The organism is Anabaena sp. EIM26 (genome assembly GCF_057568715.1).
This window is the reverse complement of sequence record NZ_CM172472.1, coordinates 4,068,120-4,084,705: the sequence shown is the minus strand read 5'-3', so window position 1 is coordinate 4,084,705 and position 16,586 is coordinate 4,068,120. Positions and strand designations below refer to the sequence as shown.

12 protein-coding genes are annotated in these 16,586 nt (G+C 38.5%); 6 read left to right on the top strand and 6 right to left on the bottom strand.

The features are described from left to right. Positions 1 to 61: 61 nt before the first annotated feature. Positions 62 to 1,678 carry an ArnT family glycosyltransferase gene (locus AC012T_RS17600; RefSeq protein ID WP_487060052.1) on the top strand — a complete coding sequence of 539 codons (1,617 nt, stop codon included), beginning with the start codon at positions 62 to 64 and terminating at the stop codon, positions 1,676 to 1,678. 170 nt (positions 1,679 to 1,848) lie between these two features. Here AC012T_RS17600 and AC012T_RS17595 read toward each other — a convergent pair whose 3' ends face one another. Further along, entirely contained in the window at positions 1,849 to 2,220 is a 372-nt protein-coding gene (locus AC012T_RS17595; RefSeq protein WP_487060051.1) for a hypothetical protein, read from the bottom strand. A 271-nt stretch (positions 2,221 to 2,491) separates the two neighbouring features. Between AC012T_RS17595 and AC012T_RS17590 the strand changes: the two genes are divergently transcribed. Beyond that, the gene (locus AC012T_RS17590) at positions 2,492 to 4,396 is read left to right on the top strand and encodes a chloride channel protein (RefSeq protein WP_487060050.1); all 1,905 of its coding nucleotides are present in this window, start codon (positions 2,492 to 2,494) and stop codon (positions 4,394 to 4,396) included. Between the two features lie 66 nt (positions 4,397 to 4,462). Here AC012T_RS17590 and AC012T_RS17585 read toward each other — a convergent pair whose 3' ends face one another. Continuing rightward, on the bottom strand, positions 4,463 to 4,876 hold the full coding sequence (locus AC012T_RS17585) for an AbrB family transcriptional regulator (protein WP_015215574.1): 414 nt from the start codon (positions 4,874 to 4,876) through the stop codon (positions 4,463 to 4,465). A gap of 683 nt (positions 4,877 to 5,559) precedes the next feature. Here AC012T_RS17585 and AC012T_RS17580 point away from each other — a divergent pair. From AC012T_RS17580 to pyrR, 3 genes are all read left to right on the top strand, one after another. Further along, the gene (locus tag AC012T_RS17580; RefSeq protein WP_487060049.1) at positions 5,560 to 6,003 is read left to right on the top strand and encodes an Rrf2 family transcriptional regulator; all 444 of its coding nucleotides are present in this window, start codon (positions 5,560 to 5,562) and stop codon (positions 6,001 to 6,003) included. Between the two features lie 59 nt (positions 6,004 to 6,062). Beyond that, positions 6,063 to 7,034: an adenosylcobinamide-phosphate synthase CbiB gene (cbiB, locus tag AC012T_RS17575; RefSeq protein WP_487060048.1), complete on the top strand. Its 972-nt coding sequence runs from the start codon at positions 6,063 to 6,065 to the stop codon at positions 7,032 to 7,034. A 92-nt stretch (positions 7,035 to 7,126) separates the two neighbouring features. Next, positions 7,127 to 7,666, top strand: a complete 540-nt coding sequence (gene pyrR / locus AC012T_RS17570; protein WP_487060047.1) for a bifunctional pyr operon transcriptional regulator/uracil phosphoribosyltransferase PyrR — start codon at positions 7,127 to 7,129, stop codon at positions 7,664 to 7,666. A gap of 331 nt (positions 7,667 to 7,997) precedes the next feature. On the opposite strand, the gene AC012T_RS17565 is transcribed toward pyrR, so the two are convergent. The 4 genes from AC012T_RS17565 to AC012T_RS17550 form a co-directional block, all read right to left on the bottom strand. Beyond that, positions 7,998 to 9,890, bottom strand: a complete 1,893-nt coding sequence (locus tag AC012T_RS17565) for a hybrid sensor histidine kinase/response regulator (RefSeq protein ID WP_487060046.1) — start codon at positions 9,888 to 9,890, stop codon at positions 7,998 to 8,000. A gap of 15 nt (positions 9,891 to 9,905) precedes the next feature. After that, on the bottom strand, positions 9,906 to 10,352 hold the full coding sequence (locus AC012T_RS17560) for a response regulator (protein ID WP_487060045.1): 447 nt from the start codon (positions 10,350 to 10,352) through the stop codon (positions 9,906 to 9,908). A gap of 135 nt (positions 10,353 to 10,487) precedes the next feature. Continuing rightward, the gene (locus AC012T_RS17555) at positions 10,488 to 12,545 is read right to left on the bottom strand and encodes a PAS domain-containing sensor histidine kinase (protein ID WP_487060044.1); all 2,058 of its coding nucleotides are present in this window, start codon (positions 12,543 to 12,545) and stop codon (positions 10,488 to 10,490) included. Positions 12,546 to 12,563: 18 nt separating this feature from the next. Continuing rightward, entirely contained in the window at positions 12,564 to 15,401 is a 2,838-nt protein-coding gene (locus AC012T_RS17550; RefSeq protein ID WP_487060043.1) for a hybrid sensor histidine kinase/response regulator, read from the bottom strand. Between the two features lie 680 nt (positions 15,402 to 16,081). Here AC012T_RS17550 and AC012T_RS17545 point away from each other — a divergent pair. Then, entirely contained in the window at positions 16,082 to 16,552 is a 471-nt protein-coding gene (locus AC012T_RS17545; RefSeq protein WP_487060042.1) for a molybdenum cofactor biosynthesis protein MoaE, read from the top strand. The last annotated feature ends 34 nt before the right edge of the window (positions 16,553 to 16,586 follow it).

Here is a 16,586-nt window from a genome sequence, read left to right as displayed (position 1 = left end):
TTGGAGATTGACTCTGGTCTCTATGTAATCAAACCAGCGAGTAAAATGATTAGCATAGAATATGCCTGAAGGAAGCTATATTTGGACTCATCTCGAAAAACAACATCGCGCAGTTGACAAATGGATTGATTGGATATGGCTGATGGTATTGCTGTTAGCAGCGGTGTTACTGTTTAGCATCAATCTGGGAGGAATACCGCTACGAGATTGGGATGAAGGGACTGTGGCACAAGTTGCTAGAGAAATTTGGCAGGCTCCAGCAGGTTCCATGCACTGGCTTTACCCTACCTTGGGAGGCGAACCATACCATAGCAAGCCACCCCTCATGCATTGGCTGATTGCTTGGGTTTACTCTCTGGGTGGTGTGAATGAATGGACAACTCGCTTACCTGGTGCAATTTTGACAGCTATGTCTGTACCTTTACTGTATTGTATGGGTAGAGAGGTTTTTCGCCAACGTTGGGTAGCTATTTATAGCGCCTTGATTTATTTGACAATGCTACCGGTAGTGCGTCATGGCAGGTTAGCAATGTTGGATGGGGTAGTGGTAAGCCTGTTGATGGTGATGATGTTGTGTGTGTTGCGATCGCGCCGAGACTTACGCTACTGTCTTGGTATCGGTATCAGTTTTGGGTTAATTTGCCTAACTAAAGGCATGGTGGGCATCTTATTAGGTTCTATTGCTGTGGTCTTTCTCTTTTGGGATACACCCAGACTACTCACTAGTTACTATCTGTGGATAGCAATCTTCATTGGTATTCTACCTGTGATGGGTTGGTACGCTGCCCAACTACTGCACTATGGTTATCCTTTTTCGCAAATTGATGCGGTGAATCAACCATTTCATCAAACGGCGGCTGTTGCAAGTGGTCGCCATGAACCATTTTGGTATTATCTGTTAGAAATTATCAAATGGACATGGCCTTGGCTCGTATTTTTACCGCAAACTGTGCGCTTTACCTGGGAAAATAGGAATCTTAGCTGGGCAAAACTGATTATTGTTTGGACTGGTGTTTATTTACTGCTTATTTCCCTCGTTAGCATTAAACTACCTTGGTATGTCTTCCCCATTTATCCCAGCTTGGCATTAGCTTTTGGTTTCCAGTTAGCAGAGATAGAGAAATTACGTTTATTTTCATCCTATCCCCGTGCTTGGGTGACTAGTTTTGCAATCTTGGCTGTGGTGGCTTCCGCTGGTAGTATTTATTTTAGTTGGGTCAGCGGTAAAACAGACTTACAGATCATTTTGGCCGCAGTAGCTATGACTATGACTTTAGCGGCGATTTTAGCAGAGCGAGGTGATCGGCAATTTTTGAAAATTTTGGTGTGGGGAAGTTATATTTCCCTGCTGTTGTTGATGAAATCTAATTATTGGGTGTGGGAATTGGGAGAGGCTTATCCAGTTAAACCAGTCGCTACAATGATAGCTAGTGCCAGTCCACAAGCCAAGGAAATCTACACATCTTTTCCTTATTCTCGTTCATCGTTGAATTTTTATAGCGATCGCATCATTACTCCCGCTTCTACTGGTGAACTGCTATATTATTGGCAATACAATAGCCAGCCCTATTTCCTCTTGAACACCTCTGCTTTAGAAACCCTCAAACTTAAATCTATCAAAGTAGTTGATCAAGCCGAAGGTTGGCAATTAATCACAAAAGACAGCAATAAGTATTGAGTACCAAGTATTGAGTATTGAGTGCTTGACTCGGATTTTCACTTATTATAGGACTTACGCAAGATTGAACTCAAAACCTGATTCTTGCGTAGGGGTAATTCATGAATTACCCCTACTTCCGTTCTGTTTTGCGTAAGTCCTGTTATTACTCGGTACTCATCATTCGTTACTCATCGCTCATTCACATTCTCAGTTCCTGGAACCAATGGGATATTGTCGCTTGTTTTTTCCTGAGTCATCAAAACCGTAGTCAATAAAATCACACTCCCCATAGCCAAAGCGACTAAAGACCCTTTGAAAAGAAGTAAATCTCTGATCATCCTCGCTAAAGGTCGGCTTTGACGACGCAATGCTGAAGAAATCATAATTTGTTTCCAAGTAAACGGATCACGGACGTAGTGACCACTTTTACAAACTACAAGCCTTTCCTGACAATATGGACAGGTAAATAAGCCTTTATAAGTTTTAACAGGCTGTGTCCGGTTATTTCTTTGGCAAATAGGGCAAGTAACATAATGATTATCAAAAGTGTGTATATTCATCTAGCTCGTCCGCCTAGTCCATTTACTCGCTCTATAACAATAGCTATATTGAACTTTGATCACCAATTAAGTAGCCTCAGCAATATTGTCTGAACATTAGTAATGCATCACACATACATTTTTCTGACTACTAATTGAGGCTATATAGTCGTAACACGAGTATAGCCAGATTTAGTAAATCAAGCATACTTGTCTGGTTACTAAATCATGGCTCACAATGAGAATTAACAAATAAAAAATTGAATTTTTCTGGCATTTACCCCGTTTCTCCATGACTCTCTTGCCTCCTACTCAACTAAGGAAGGTAAGGTCACTACCTGCCTTTCCCGCACCTTCTGCCCATTTGACTCAGTTAATTAATCGTTTTCAACCATCACCAGAAACAGTAGTGCTGTTTTTAGCCATGCTTATTGGTGGTGGTACTGGTATGGGTGTAGTCACCTTTCACTATCTAATCCAGCTGGTTCACAACTTGATGCTGGAAAATTTGATGGGACTGATTGGAGTCTGGGGTGGTTGGACGTTAGCTTGTGTTCCCACATTAGGCGGACTGATTGTGGGCTTGATGCGTTGGCGCACTCAAGACTTTGGCCCTGGACTTTCATCTCTGATAGCCGTCTCTCAAGGTAGAGAGGTAAAACGACAATTGCGTCCTGTAACCAAGATGATAGCTGCGGCTGTTTCTTTGGGTAGTGGAGCATCTTTAGGGCCAGAGGGGCCAAGTGTAGAAATAGGTACTAATTTTGGGGTGTTGCTATCAGATGTGCTGCAAGTTTCTCAAGAGAGACAGCGGTTACTTTTGGGTGCTGGTGCAGCGGCTGGTTTAGCAGCCGGATTTAATGCTCCCATTGCTGGAGTATTTTTTGCTCTAGAGGTGGTCATGGGTACTACATCTTTTGCCACTTCTGCGGTGAGTGTGGTTTTACTAGCAGCAGTAGTAGCAGCCTTAATTGCTCAAATTGGGTTGGGGTCACAACCTGCTTTTGCCTTACCTGCTTACCAAGTCCGCAGTTCTTTAGAATTACCGCTTTATCTTGGCTTGGGTTTGGGGGCAAGTTTGGTTTCTGTAACTTACACAGAGGCAATACGTTTGGCTAAAGCGTTTTTTGCAGGACGGGTTCCGGGGTTTGAATTTGTTTTAAAAATTCCTCAACCAATTCAGCCCATCATTGGTGGTGCGATCATTGGTACAGTAGCTTTTCACTACCCACAAATTCTGGGTATCGGTTATGGTACTGTGCAACCCATGTTGCAAGATCAGGAATTTTCTTTAAATCTGTTACTGATATTGATGGTTTTAAAACTGCTGATGACGGCAGTTTGTTCCGCTAGTGGTTTTGTGGGTGGATTGTTTGCACCAGCAATGTTTTTAGGTGCTTCTTTTGGGTCTGCTTATGCCAAATTTTTAGCTTTGATAGTGCCGACAATTGTTGAATATATGGCGGCTCCTCCTGCTTATGCAATGGTGGGTATGGCTGCTGTTTTAGCAGGTAGTGTCAGAGCGCCTTTAACAGCTATTTTAATGTTGTTTGAATTAACCCGTGATTACCGCATCGTTTTACCTTTGATGGCAGCAGTGGGTTTAAGTGTATGGTTAGTTGAGCGGATCAAGCCGACTTTTAATTCTAATTCTAATCTTCAACAGATTGGTCTGGCGGAATTGAAAGATGAACAGGTGGAAATAGTACAGCAAATTTCTGTGGCAGATGCAATGAACTCCTCTCCTAAAAAACTGCCTGTAACTCTGGGGATTTTAGAAGCATCTATGGAAATGATTCGCGATCGCACACGCAGTGCTTTAGTAATTGACGCATCTGAAAAGTTAGTTGGTATTCTTTCTCTAGACGATATTAACCGCGCCCTTTCCTTTTGGGAAAATTACCAAAATTCTTCTCCTGAAATACAAACTAATTTTTCTAGTCAAACACTCATAGACATTTGTACTACTGACATCCTCTATGCTTGGCAGGATGAACCATTATCTGAAGCTTTAGATCGTATGGCGTTGCGTGGCTTGCATCAGTTACCAGTGGTAGCAAGAGACAAACCAGATTGCATTTTAGGTTTACTAGAAAAAGAACAAATTGCTTTAACTTGTAATTTGGCAGCAACACGCAAAGCATTACAGCACTATTTACAAGTCTTACCAACAACAGAGATAGTCATTGGTCATTAGTCATTGGTCATTGGTCATTGGTCATTGATAAAAATAAACAACTGACTAATGACTAATGACTATTTATTAAGCTGTAGCTTCTACTTCGGCATCATCTTCCCTGTCTTCTGGGTCTACTTGCCGTAGTCGAATGTGCTTTTTCCCTAAAGTGATGATAAATTCATCTCCAGGTTTAAGATTCATCTGTTTTGTATAAGCTGAACCTATCAATAAATTGTTGTTGGACTGCACACTAATTCTATAGCTTGCACTGCGTCCACCACGGCCATTGGCGCTAGGTGTACTATCCAACTGAATGCCTTCAGCATCAATTAGAGCATTTAGGAACTTCATCATGTTGACGCGCTCTATACCATTTTTGGTAACGGTATAATAGCCACACTGTTTAGCTTTATCTTCTTTGCTCTCGTTCTCTAGCTCCTTAACTTTTTTGAGGAGTTCATCACCGACAAGGGGGTCAATTTTTTTCAGTTTAGGCATCAACTTAGGTCGAAAATGAATGTTTGAAGTGGTTGAATCGATTTTATTTTAACTGATACTGAGCTAATAGGAACGGAATCCTTTATTTTTATCTCAGCATAGCCAAGTATATTACACGCACAGGCAAAATTGTTGCACAATTACCAATCTTTTTCAGACATTTTCTCAAAATAATTCTGGTCATGCTCATATCTCTTAACTCTAGCAATCAGATTGGATTTATAAACTTACTCTCTACCAGACGCTACGCGAAAGTAGAGGCGCTTAACAGGGAGTTAGGAATTGAGAACAGGAAAGAGGGCAGGTAGATGATTAGGCCGTTTTTTTTAAATCAAATATGATTCCTATATATATGGTTTGCGAATTACTGCCAAGCTGTATTTGTTTAAGTTTTTTAAAGCTATGTGAAATAGTCGTCTGCTCACCGGAGATGAACCTGAGCAGACACAATGATAAGCAAAACTGATCTTTAGTCATAAGTCATGAATCGTAAGTCAGTGACAAAACAACTGATAACTGATAACGTAAGCATTCAGCTTATGGCTAACAAGAGGCTACACCAACAGCATTTGAATAAATGATGTTAGCCTTCTGTTTAAAGTCGATCACATTACTTCCAAGGGTTAAGAGTGTGCGCTATTGGTGCAGCCTGCCGTTACATATGCCTACCTGATAACTGATAAATGAAACTAACGACTAAAGGACACTATAGTGTTAAGGCATTACTAGATTTGACTTTACAGCCAGAATATGGACCCGTATCTGTAAGAACAATTGCCAAGCGTCAAGATATTCCGGCTCCTTATCTAGAAAAGTTACTCATAGAAATGCGTCGCGCTGGGTTAGTCAAATCAATTCGTGGCAGCGTCGGTGGCTATCAATTATCCAGAAAACCCGAACAAATCTCTATAGGACAAATTTTAGAGGCGGTGGGAGAAAATATAACTCACTTACCTCTGAATAGTCCACCACCAGCACAAGCAGAAGATTGGGTAACATTCACCTTGTGGCAAAGACTGAACCAAAAGCTGAAAGAAGCTTTGTACAGTATTACTCTGGCAGATCTTTATTATGATGCTCGTAGTTGGCAAGCATCTTTAGGCGAAGAAGCTAGTTTTGTAGTTTAGTCAGTTATCAGGGAATAGGCAAGAGGTAAGAAGAAGATAAATATTCTCCCCAATGACCAATGACCAATAATATCTATATCTTAATTATTGCTGCCTTGTTAGATTACTTAATTGGTGATCCTTGGGGTTGGCCTCATCCAGTGCGAGTGATGGGATGGATAATTTCTTGGTTGAGTAAATTTTTTCTGCAACATTGTCAGAGTTCCCTAACACAACGTCTAGCTGGAATTGTACTCGCTATTATTCTCATCATCGGGAGTGGTTTATCTGGCTGGTTAATAATTCAAATTGCCAGATGGTTAAATCCATTGTTAGGAATTGTTTTAGAGAGCATTCTTCTAGCTAGTTGTTTTGCTCTTCATAGTTTGCGAACAGCTGCGGTAGATGTGATCCAACCTTTAACTACAGGAAAGTTAGAGGAAGCAAGACAAATTTTAAGTAATTATGTCGGTAGGGATACAACAAACCTCTCAGCAGCAGAAGTTTTACGAGCAGTACTGGAAACAGTTACAGAAAATGCTACTGATGGGGTGATGGCTCCTTTGTTTTATGCAATTCTGGGTGCGTTTGTCCCATTGGTTGGTGTGGTTCCTTTGGCTTTAGCATATAAAGCTAGTAGTACTCTAGATTCAATGGTGGGTTATCGGGAAGCACCTTATACTTATATTGGCTGGTTTAGCGCGAGGTTAGAAGATGGTTTAACGTGGCTTCCTTGTCGTTTAACAGTAATGACTTTAGCACTTTTATCACTTAAACCCATAGATGTTTGGCGGATTTGCCACCGGGATGCTATTCAAGATCCTAGTCCTAATTCTGGTTGGAGCGAGTGTGCCTATGCTGCTATTTTAGGTGTGCAGATGGGAGGAATAAATTGGTATCGTGGGGTGGCTAAACATAAGCCACTTTTAGGAGATGCTATTTATCCCATCACCCCAACTTCGATTCACCAAGCTTTGCAATTGACTCGATATTCGTTTTTGTTATGGTTGGGTTTGGCAATATTTTTATTCTTAATTCTTAATTGGAGATAAGGAACAGGCAAAAGCTAAGAAGAAGAGAAATTTTATCCCAACCTCCCCGGTCTCCAGTCTCCAGTCCCCAGTCCCCAGTCCCCAGTCCCCATATGTCTACTAAAATAGTTGAAATTCTCTCATCAGAAGAACTGCGTCGTACTTTGACCCGTCTGGCTTCTCAAATTGTGGAAAGGACGCGAGATCTGTCACAATTGATACTTTTGGGCATTCATACTAGAGGTGTGCCATTAGCTAACTTATTGGCACGTCAAATAGAGATTCTCGAAGGTGTCAGCATATATGTTGGAGCATTAGATATTACATTCTATCGTGACGATTTAGACCAAATTGGCTTAAGAACTCCAGCCAAAACTGATATCCCTTTTGACTTAACTGGGAAAACGGTTGTCTTAGTGGATGATGTCATGTTCAAAGGACGGACAATTCGTGCTGCTTTAAATGCTGTGAATGAATATGGTAGACCAGAAGTGATTCGTTTAGCTGTATTAGTGGATAGGGGACATAGGGAGTTGCCAATTCACCCAGATTTTGTAGGCAAAAAACTGCCCACTGCTCAAGAAGAAATTGTGAAAGTTTATTTACAAGATGCAGATGGACGTGATGCTGTGGAGTTGATTGGTAATGGGTAATTGGGTAAGAGGTTGTTTTACAGGGTCTTTTCTGACCAAGGGTGCGACGGTCTACTACTTCTTCTAATATACAAGGGTGTGTTAAGCTGTTACGCACCTAGATTGGATAATCCTAAAATGCTTAAATCCTGTGGGGGTGGGCATCTTGCCCGCCAGACTTATACAAATTAAATGCACAATAGCTTAGGACGCTAGTCCGTAACACACCATAAATTCAAGGATAATGGTGGGTTACGCTGTCGCTAACCCACCCTACGGTTTTTGTTTGGGTAATTTATTTTTTGGTGTTCCCTAAGGTAGAAGTCAGCATTCATACTCAGTACTGAATTGACTAATTACAACTGATAACAGTTTTAATTGTTTGTAATAATTGGTTTGCTGTAAAAGGTTTGCATAAGAAAGCTTTCACACCCATATTATAAGCTGCATTCACTTTATCGCTTGAAACTAGTCCGCTAACGGCAACAATTTTGACTTGTGGATTAATTTTTTGCAAGGTACGAATGCTGGTTATTCCATCCATACATGGCATGACCATATCTATTAATACTAAAGATATTTTATCCCGATATTCTACATATAAAGCTATTGCTTCAATACCATCACGGGCTGTAATTACTTTATAAGTATAATTTTCTAGTGATGTTTTTGTAATGTCACGAATAGCAGCTTCATCATCGACTACTAATATCAGTTCTCCATTACCTTGAGGAAAAAATATTTCTGGTGTTTCTATCGTTTCAGTTGTATCTTGTGCGGGTAAATAGACTTTGAATTGACTACCTCTTTGGTCTTCGCTATTAACATTGATAAAACCACCATGACTTTTAACAATTCCCAATACTGTAGAAAGACCTAGACCGGTGCCTTGACCGAATTCCTTAGTCGTAAAAAATGGTTCAAATATCCGGTCTATTATTGTTGGTTGAATACCAATGCCAGTATCAGTTACAGTAATGACAATGTAAGGTTTGGCTTGAGCCTCAATATGCATTTGGGCATAATTTTCATCAATTAAGAGATTTTCGGCTGTGATTTTTAAAGTACCACCGTTGGGCATCGCATCACGGGCATTAACGCATAAATTCATTAATACTTGGTGTAACTGAGTAGCATCACCAGAAACAGTCCAGAGATTTTGGGGAATTTGGGTAATAATTTCAATTGTTTTGGGAAATGTTTCTTTAATAATTTGCTGAATTTCAATTAGTAAGTGTTTTAATTGTAAAAGGGTGCGATCGCCATCTAAGCCACGGGCAAATGACAATACTTGTTTAACTAAATTAGCTCCCCGTTTAGCATTGTTAATTAATATGGGAATTAGTCGTCGAGAACGTTCATCTTGTACTTGAGCTTCTAATAGTTGTGCTGTCATGAGAATTGGTGCGAGGACGTTATTTAAGTCATGGGTAATACCACTGGCTAAAGTCCCAATACTCTCTAATCTTTGAGCGCGTAAAAATTGCTGTTCTAATTGCTTTTTTTGAGTAATATCGGTGTTGACTACTAAAATAGATTGGGGGTTTTTACCGGATGCAGGTACTAATGTCCAACGGCTCTCAACAATAATTTCTTTACCACATTTTGTAATTTGCGGTAGTTCTCCTTTCCAAGAACCATTTTTGATGATAGTTGTGAGTGCTTTTGATAATTGCGACAATTTTTTTTCTGGACACAGATGATGTATTTTTTTCTTTAGGGCTTCTTCTGTACTCCAACCATAGAGATGTTTAGCCGCTTGATTCCAATATAAAATCTGGTCATTTAAATCACCTACAAAAATGGCATCGGTAGCGACATCAAGTAAAGCGGCTTGCTGGCGAATTTTTTGTTCTGTTTGTTTGCGTTCAATAGCGTAGCGAATAGATCGTTCTAACAAAGGTGCTGTTAGTTGGCTTTTTTCTAAATAATCAACTGCTCCGGCTTTCATGGCTTCTAGGTCTATTTCCTGGTCTCCTTGACCTGTGAGTAAAATCAAGGGAGAAGTGGAACCGTTGTCAATGGCTTCGCGTAAAAGTTCTAGACCGTTATGTACTCCTAAACGATAGTCTACTAGATATATGTCATGTTGGTGTTGTGCGATCGCTTTTCTGGCTACTTGATAATTATTCACCCATTCCAACTCACAGGCAGCTACCTGAAATTCACTGAACCAATCACGAGTTAAAATATAATCATCTTCATCATCATCAATTAATAATACTTTAATTAGGCTGTCATTCATATTGTCTATTAGTTCTTATAGAGGCAGTTCTACAATTTCAAACCAGTATTTTCCTATAGTTTTTATAACTTCCACTAAGGATGTAAAAGTTTCTGGCTTAATGATAAAGGAATTTGCGCCTAATTCATAAGTATTATATATATCTTCTTCTGCCCTAGAACTTGTGAGAACTATCACGGGAATACGCCGCAGTTTCGGGTCAGTTTTAATTTCTTTTAGTACCTCAAAACCGTGTTTTTTAGGCATATTTAAATCTAGTAAAATTAAACCTGGATCAGGTGCTTTACTTATATCTGTATATAATCCTCGATGGAATAAATAATCCATTAACTCCTCACCATCTCTAACGATATATAGTTGGATGGGCAGTTGACTTTCTAGCAAAGCATCATGAACTAATAGGCTATCATCATCATCATCATCAGCCATTAATATGGTGACGGTTGCTTGCCGGTCTTTCACTCTAAATTTTCTCCTTTGTACTAGTTATTAGTATTTAATAAGTAATTGCTATCAACAAACTGCCGTCCACATTTTTACAATTAACCTCATTTTTGGGTGTGCTAGTAATCCCTCTCTAGGAAGAAAAATCAAAAATTACGAATTAATGGGTAATGTGACAATAAATATTGCTCCTGCTCCTGGCTGACTTTGTGCAGTAATAGTACCATGATGTCGTTCAGTAATTTTCCGGCAAATAGCTAAACCGATGCCAGTACCTTCGTATTCGCTGCGACCATGCAGACGTTGAAAAACATTGAAAATGCGGTCAAGATATTTTTCTGCAAAACCAATGCCATTATCTTCAACAATCATCTGAAAATATGCACTACCAAGAGCTACATCACCAACAATGTTGTTTAAAAATTGACCATATATTTTAATAATAGGTGGTTGATTTTGACGATGAAATTTGAGAGCATTACCGATGAGATTTTGTAATAATTGCCTCATTTGTAAAGGATCTGCTTGAATAATGGGTAATTCACCTACTTCAATTTGTCCACCAGTTTGCTGAATGCGTACTTCTAAATCAGATAATACTTCTTGGGTAATCTGTGCTAAATTTACCTCTACAAATGGTTGCGCTCTAGTTGTCACCCGTGAAAGTGTCAGTAAGTCTTCAATCAAAGTCTGCATTCTTAAGGTTGCATTTTGCATCCGTTCTAAATAATCATGTCCCTGTTCACTTAAAAAGCTGCTACAGGTAATTTTTAAACGCTCACCAAAGGTCTTAATTTTTCGTAGTGGTTCTTGTAGATCGTGGGAAGCAATAAAGGCAAATTGTTGCAGTTCTTCATTAGAACGGGTGAGTTCTTGTCGCTGCTTGGTTTCTTGTTCTAAAATTAGGCTTTGTGCTAGTGCAATGCCGATTTGATCAGCAAGTTGTCGCAAAAGTCCAATTTCCCAATTAGTCCATTGACGGGTATGTAGACATTGATGGGCTATTAGCAGTCCCCAAAGTTGATTTTGGCGAAAAATGGGGACGACAAGGTTAGCTTTTACGGCGAATTGTTGGAGAAATTCAATATGACAAGGTTGCAACTGTGCTTTTTCGATATTGCTAATAGCGCTAATTAGCCCTTGACTGTATTTTTGGATGTATCCTTCATCAAAACAAGGGTCAGTAATATTTTGTCCCAGGACAATGGGTAAACCAGGAACTACAGCTTCTTTAACTGCTAGGAAAGAACCATTGCCATTTAATTGCAAGATTAAGACTCGATCTGCTTGGAGTAATTTTTGTACTTCTGTGACACTGGTTTGGAGAATGTCATCAATTTGTAAAGATTGACGAATTTTGAGGGTGATATTAGCGAATAATTGCGATCGCAAATTTTGCCTTTGCAGTTCTGCTTGGACGCGTTTGCGGTCAGTTATATCCATCATTGCCCCAATCATCCGCACTGCTTTACCTGCCCGGTCATGAACTACATAAACACGATCAAATATGTAGGCATAAGTACCATTATTACGCAAAAAGCGGTATTCATTAGACCAAAATTGTTTACCACTATCAATCGCAGTCCGCATATCAGCAGTAATTCTGCTTCTATCATCTGGATGTATTCGTTCACGCCACCAAATTGCATCTAAATCAACTTGTTCTGCTGTATAACCAAAAAGGGTTTGTACAGATTGATTCCACCACACTTGATTAGTTAGCAAATCCCAATCTCTTAAGACATCATTAGTAGCCAGCGCCACTATTTGAAACCGTTCTTCACTTTGACGTAGCTGTTCTACTGCCAATTTACGTTCTGTAATATCTGTATCTACACCACATATTCTTACAGACACTCCTGATGAGTTTTGAGAAACTACCCCTTTACTAGCTAACCAGCGAATACTACCATCAGCTAAAACAACTCGAAATTCAATTTCAAACGCTCCCCCATTTTCAATAGCTTCTTGATAAGTATGTTTAACAAATTCACGATCTTGGATGTGAATGCAGTCGAGAATAGCTTCATAACTGTGATTAAAATTGTCTGTATCTAAACCAAAAAGAACTTCTAGGTTATCCGATCTAGTAATTTTATTACTGATAATATCAAAGTTCCAAATACTCATAGAAGCAGCATCTAGCGCCATTCTAATCTGTGCTTCCCATTGATGCTCTTGTTCAGTTTGTTCGGGTAATTTCTTGATCATTTTAAATTTATACAACTGTTAATGATTATTCAGTTGATATAGAGTTTTTAATAGTTCTTGTACCGTGAATGGTTTTGACAAAAAAACTATATTATGATCAGCATTATCTAATGAAATATTTTCATTTATTCCTAGCCCACTAATGGCAATAATTCTTAATTCTGGATTAATATTTTGCAATTTATTAATAGTGGTGGTTCCATTCATATTTGGCATCATCATATCAATAATTGCCGTATTGATTCTATCTTGATGTTGCTTGTACAAATTTACAGCTTTGTCTCCACTACTAGCGGTGATTACTTTATAATTATAGTTTTCTAATGAGGTCTTAGTAATCTCCTGAATAGAAACTTCGTCATCTACAAGTAAAATCCATTCTCCATTGCCAATAGGCATTTCCATTTCTATTACAGACTCGACTACTTCTGTATAAACCGCTGGCAAATATAATTTAAAGGCTGTACCTTTGCCAAGAGAACTAGATACAGTAATAAAACCATTATGCCCTTTAATAATGCCTATAACTGTTGATAAACCCAGTCCTGTACCTTTGCCAAATTCTTTAGTTGTAAAAAAAGGTTCAAATATTCTATCTAATATGTTGCTGGGAATACCAGTTCCTGTATCACTAATCGTGATTACAATATAAGAACCAACTTGTGCATCTAAGTGCATTTTTACATAGGTTTCATCAATCCAAATATTCTCAGCAGTGATTGTTAATTTACCACCATTAGGCATGGCATCACGAGCATTTAAGCATAAATTAATCAATACTTGGTCTAGTTGGGTAATATCACCACAAACTGGCGATAAACTTGGCTGAATTTCCGTATTAATTATGATTGATTTAGGAAATGTTTGTTCAACAATCTGCTGCATTTCAGAAATCACATATTTAACTTGAATTACTGCACGTTGGTTGATGCCACCATAGGTATTACCTTGAATTCCCCTGGCGAAAGAAAGGACTTGTTTAACTAAATTAGCACCTCGTTTGGCATTATTTTCTATAATTGATAATATCTGCTGAGTTTCTTGATCATGATATTTATTTTTTAATAGATGTGCTGACATTAAAATGGGAGATAGTACATTATTTAAATCATGAGCAATGCCACTAGCCAAAGTACCGATACTCTCCATTCTTTGAGCGCGTAAAAATTGTTGTTCTAACTGTTTTTTCTGGGTAATATCAGTGTCAATAACGAGGATGGAATTAGCTTTATTATACTCATCATGTACTAAAGTCCAGCAACTTTCAACGATAATTTCTGTACCAGATTTTGTGGTTTTATTTAATTCTCCTTGCCATAAACCATGTGTCAAGACGGTTTGATAAATTTTCTGTTGTTCTTCTACAGGTTCATCAACCCAGATTTGATTAGCATTTTTGTCTATAATTTCTTCAATTTTCCAACCATATAATTTTTCAGCACTTTTATTCCATAGTAATATTTTGTTGTCTAAATCTCTCACAATAATGGCATCAGTAGTGATATCTAGTAATGCTGCTTGTTCGCGAAGTTTTTGTTCTACTTGTTTACGGGCTGTGATATCTTCAAAAATATATAACCGTCCAAAATATTTAGCAGATGTATTCCGAATTTGGGTGGAAAAGCGCCGGATAATGCGCCCATCATTAAAGCTAATTTCATCTTCAATTACAGAACGATTTGTTTCATCTTGTAAAGCTTGACATGACGCTGCAAAGCCAGCTATATCTGCTATTAATTGGCAACAATCAGGAAGAATATCTTGATTTTTTAATTCTTGCGCTTCCATCTGTTTTTTGAGATGTTCAATTTTCCAAATTTCACAAAAGCGATCATTAAAATACAGGATGTCATCTGTACGATTATCAACAACATAAAATGCTAATGGTGAAACACTATTCATGGAGCGCAAAAGTGCTTCTTGCCAACGCAATTCATTTTCTGCCTGCTTGCGTTCTGTAATATCTTCTACTATGTAGGCAAATTGCTGACTACTACCATGATTTTTAGCGATCGCAGAAACTGTTGCTGATAACCAAGTTTCTCCTTGGGGAGTTTCGTAAGAATATTCAAACCTAACTGGTGACTGGGTAAGTTCTGCTTGACGATAGTAATTAATCCACTGATTTAAACCCCTATTCTCTGCACCCATTTCCCTTGCTAGACGATTTTGCATTGCTTCTGGGGTAAGTCCCAAAAATTTTGCCGTATTGGGATTATCAGAAATATGTAGGATGTCGTTATCGACTAATTCCACAATTCCCATCATCATTGGCGCACTCTCGAAAAAGCTGTGTAAGGTAGATTCACTTTTACGCAGTGCTGATTGCGCCTCTTTATACTCTTCGTTGATATGGGACAGTTCGGCTAAATTGCGCCTAATTTCTAATTGTCTAACTACAAGGCGACTAATAGATTCTAAAGCTGCTAACTGTTGAGGAGTAATTTGACGTGGTATTTTATCCACCACGCACAAAGTACCTATGACCTCACCTCCTGGTACAATTAAAGGTATGCCAGCATAAAACCTTACATATGGTTCTGAAGTAACGATATCTGCTGTGGCAAAACGTTCATCTACTAATGTGTCAGGAATAATCAAAACCGTGCCTTCTAGCACGCAAATTGGGCAGAAACCGGCATCTCTAGGCATTTCTTGAATATCTAACCCTACCTTAGCCTTGAACCATTGACGATGGGCATCTATCAGATTAATTACCGCAATAGGTGTGTTGCAAATCTGTGCAGCTAACAATACTAAATCGTCGAAAGGTTCTTCTGGTGAGGTATCTAAAATTTTATACTGGTGAAGAGTTGTAAGTCTTGCTGCTTCATTGTTAGATACTGGGAATTTCATCAAATTTTTCCTACTATAATTTTTATAAAATGACTACGTATCTTATTATGAATCTCTGTCTTAAACATTTCCTCAACTGGGAATGGGCAACTGCTCCCTGCTTAAATTTTGGATTAATAGTGATGATATGCAGATTTTAATTGGTATCGTTAATAGTAAATTTCTCCTTTTTTAATTAAATTATTACTGTACTACATCGGTTCATAAAGTTACTGTTGAAAGATATCTAATGTTCAGTAAACGCATAAGTTCATTGTTTGCCAATTATATATTAATCTTTCTAAGGGAGGATGACAGCAAAATAGAGTTTGGCAGTAATTAAATTGAATTCAGGATATTTACTAATATCTTGGGAATATTTTTATTCAATTAAATTACTCCTACAATAATAAAATCATGTAACAATTTAATGAGCGGTGATATTGATTTACTCTTCTTGTTTCATGAAAATTACCATCGGCAAGAGGCGTAGCTTCTCTAAAACCCTGCCTGTTCCTAAAAATCAGAGATACACAAGTTAAATATATATCCCCATATATCCGCTTAACAGACATCATATAATGTATGTAATAAAAGAAATACACTGTACTATAATATTTATTATGTCACATCAAAATATGTAAACAGAACTTAAGACTTAGCACTTACTATCAAGCTATCCACCGGTTCAGAACTTAGCCATGAAAACGAAACTTCCCATCAAGCCTCAAGTCGAAGATAGCTTTGGTATTTCCTTTGCTCCATTATCTCTTGAGGAAATATACGATCAGGCTAACAACCCGGCTAATGGTGCAATGGTGCTGATGAGTGGTATGGTTCGTAATCAAACCGATGGGAAATCTGTGCTGGCTTTAGAGTATCAAGCTTACGAACCTATGGCTTTACAAGTATTTTATCAAATTGCAGCTGATATTCGCTGCCAATGGTCTGATGTAAATCGCATTGTCATATATCATCGTATTGGGCGATTAAACATCGGTGAAATCAGTGTTTTAGTAGCGGTGGGGTGTCCTCATCGAGGTGAGGCATTTGCAGCTTGTCAGTATGCAATTGATACCCTCAAACATAATGCACCAATTTGGAAAAAGGAACATTGGCAAGATGGTTCTAGTTCCTGGGTGAGTATTGGTGTTTGTGAACAAGAATCTTGAAGGTTTTTTCTATATACAGCAGAATTCAGTATTT

Excerpts from the sequence above, each read along its gene's own strand:
- AC012T_RS17585 (WP_015215574.1), bottom strand. The coding sequence starts at position 4,876 with ATGCCTAAACTGAAAAAAATTGACCCCCTTGTCGGTGATGAACTCCTC.
- AC012T_RS17590 (WP_487060050.1), top strand. The coding sequence starts at position 2,492 with ATGACTCTCTTGCCTCCTACTCAACTAAGGAAGGTAAGGTCACTACCT.
- pyrR (WP_487060047.1), top strand. The coding sequence starts at position 7,127 with ATGTCTACTAAAATAGTTGAAATTCTCTCATCAGAAGAACTGCGTCGT.
- AC012T_RS17550 (WP_487060043.1), bottom strand. The coding sequence starts at position 15,401 with ATGAAATTCCCAGTATCTAACAATGAAGCAGCAAGACTTACAACTCTT.
- AC012T_RS17595 (WP_487060051.1), bottom strand. The coding sequence starts at position 2,220 with ATGAATATACACACTTTTGATAATCATTATGTTACTTGCCCTATTTGC.
- AC012T_RS17600 (WP_487060052.1), top strand. The coding sequence starts at position 62 with ATGCCTGAAGGAAGCTATATTTGGACTCATCTCGAAAAACAACATCGC.
- AC012T_RS17565 (WP_487060046.1), bottom strand. The coding sequence starts at position 9,890 with ATGAATGACAGCCTAATTAAAGTATTATTAATTGATGATGATGAAGAT.
- AC012T_RS17555 (WP_487060044.1), bottom strand. The coding sequence starts at position 12,545 with ATGATCAAGAAATTACCCGAACAAACTGAACAAGAGCATCAATGGGAA.
- AC012T_RS17580 (WP_487060049.1), top strand. The coding sequence starts at position 5,560 with ATGAAACTAACGACTAAAGGACACTATAGTGTTAAGGCATTACTAGAT.
- cbiB (WP_487060048.1), top strand. The coding sequence starts at position 6,063 with ATGACCAATAATATCTATATCTTAATTATTGCTGCCTTGTTAGATTAC.
- AC012T_RS17545 (WP_487060042.1), top strand. The coding sequence starts at position 16,082 with ATGAAAACGAAACTTCCCATCAAGCCTCAAGTCGAAGATAGCTTTGGT.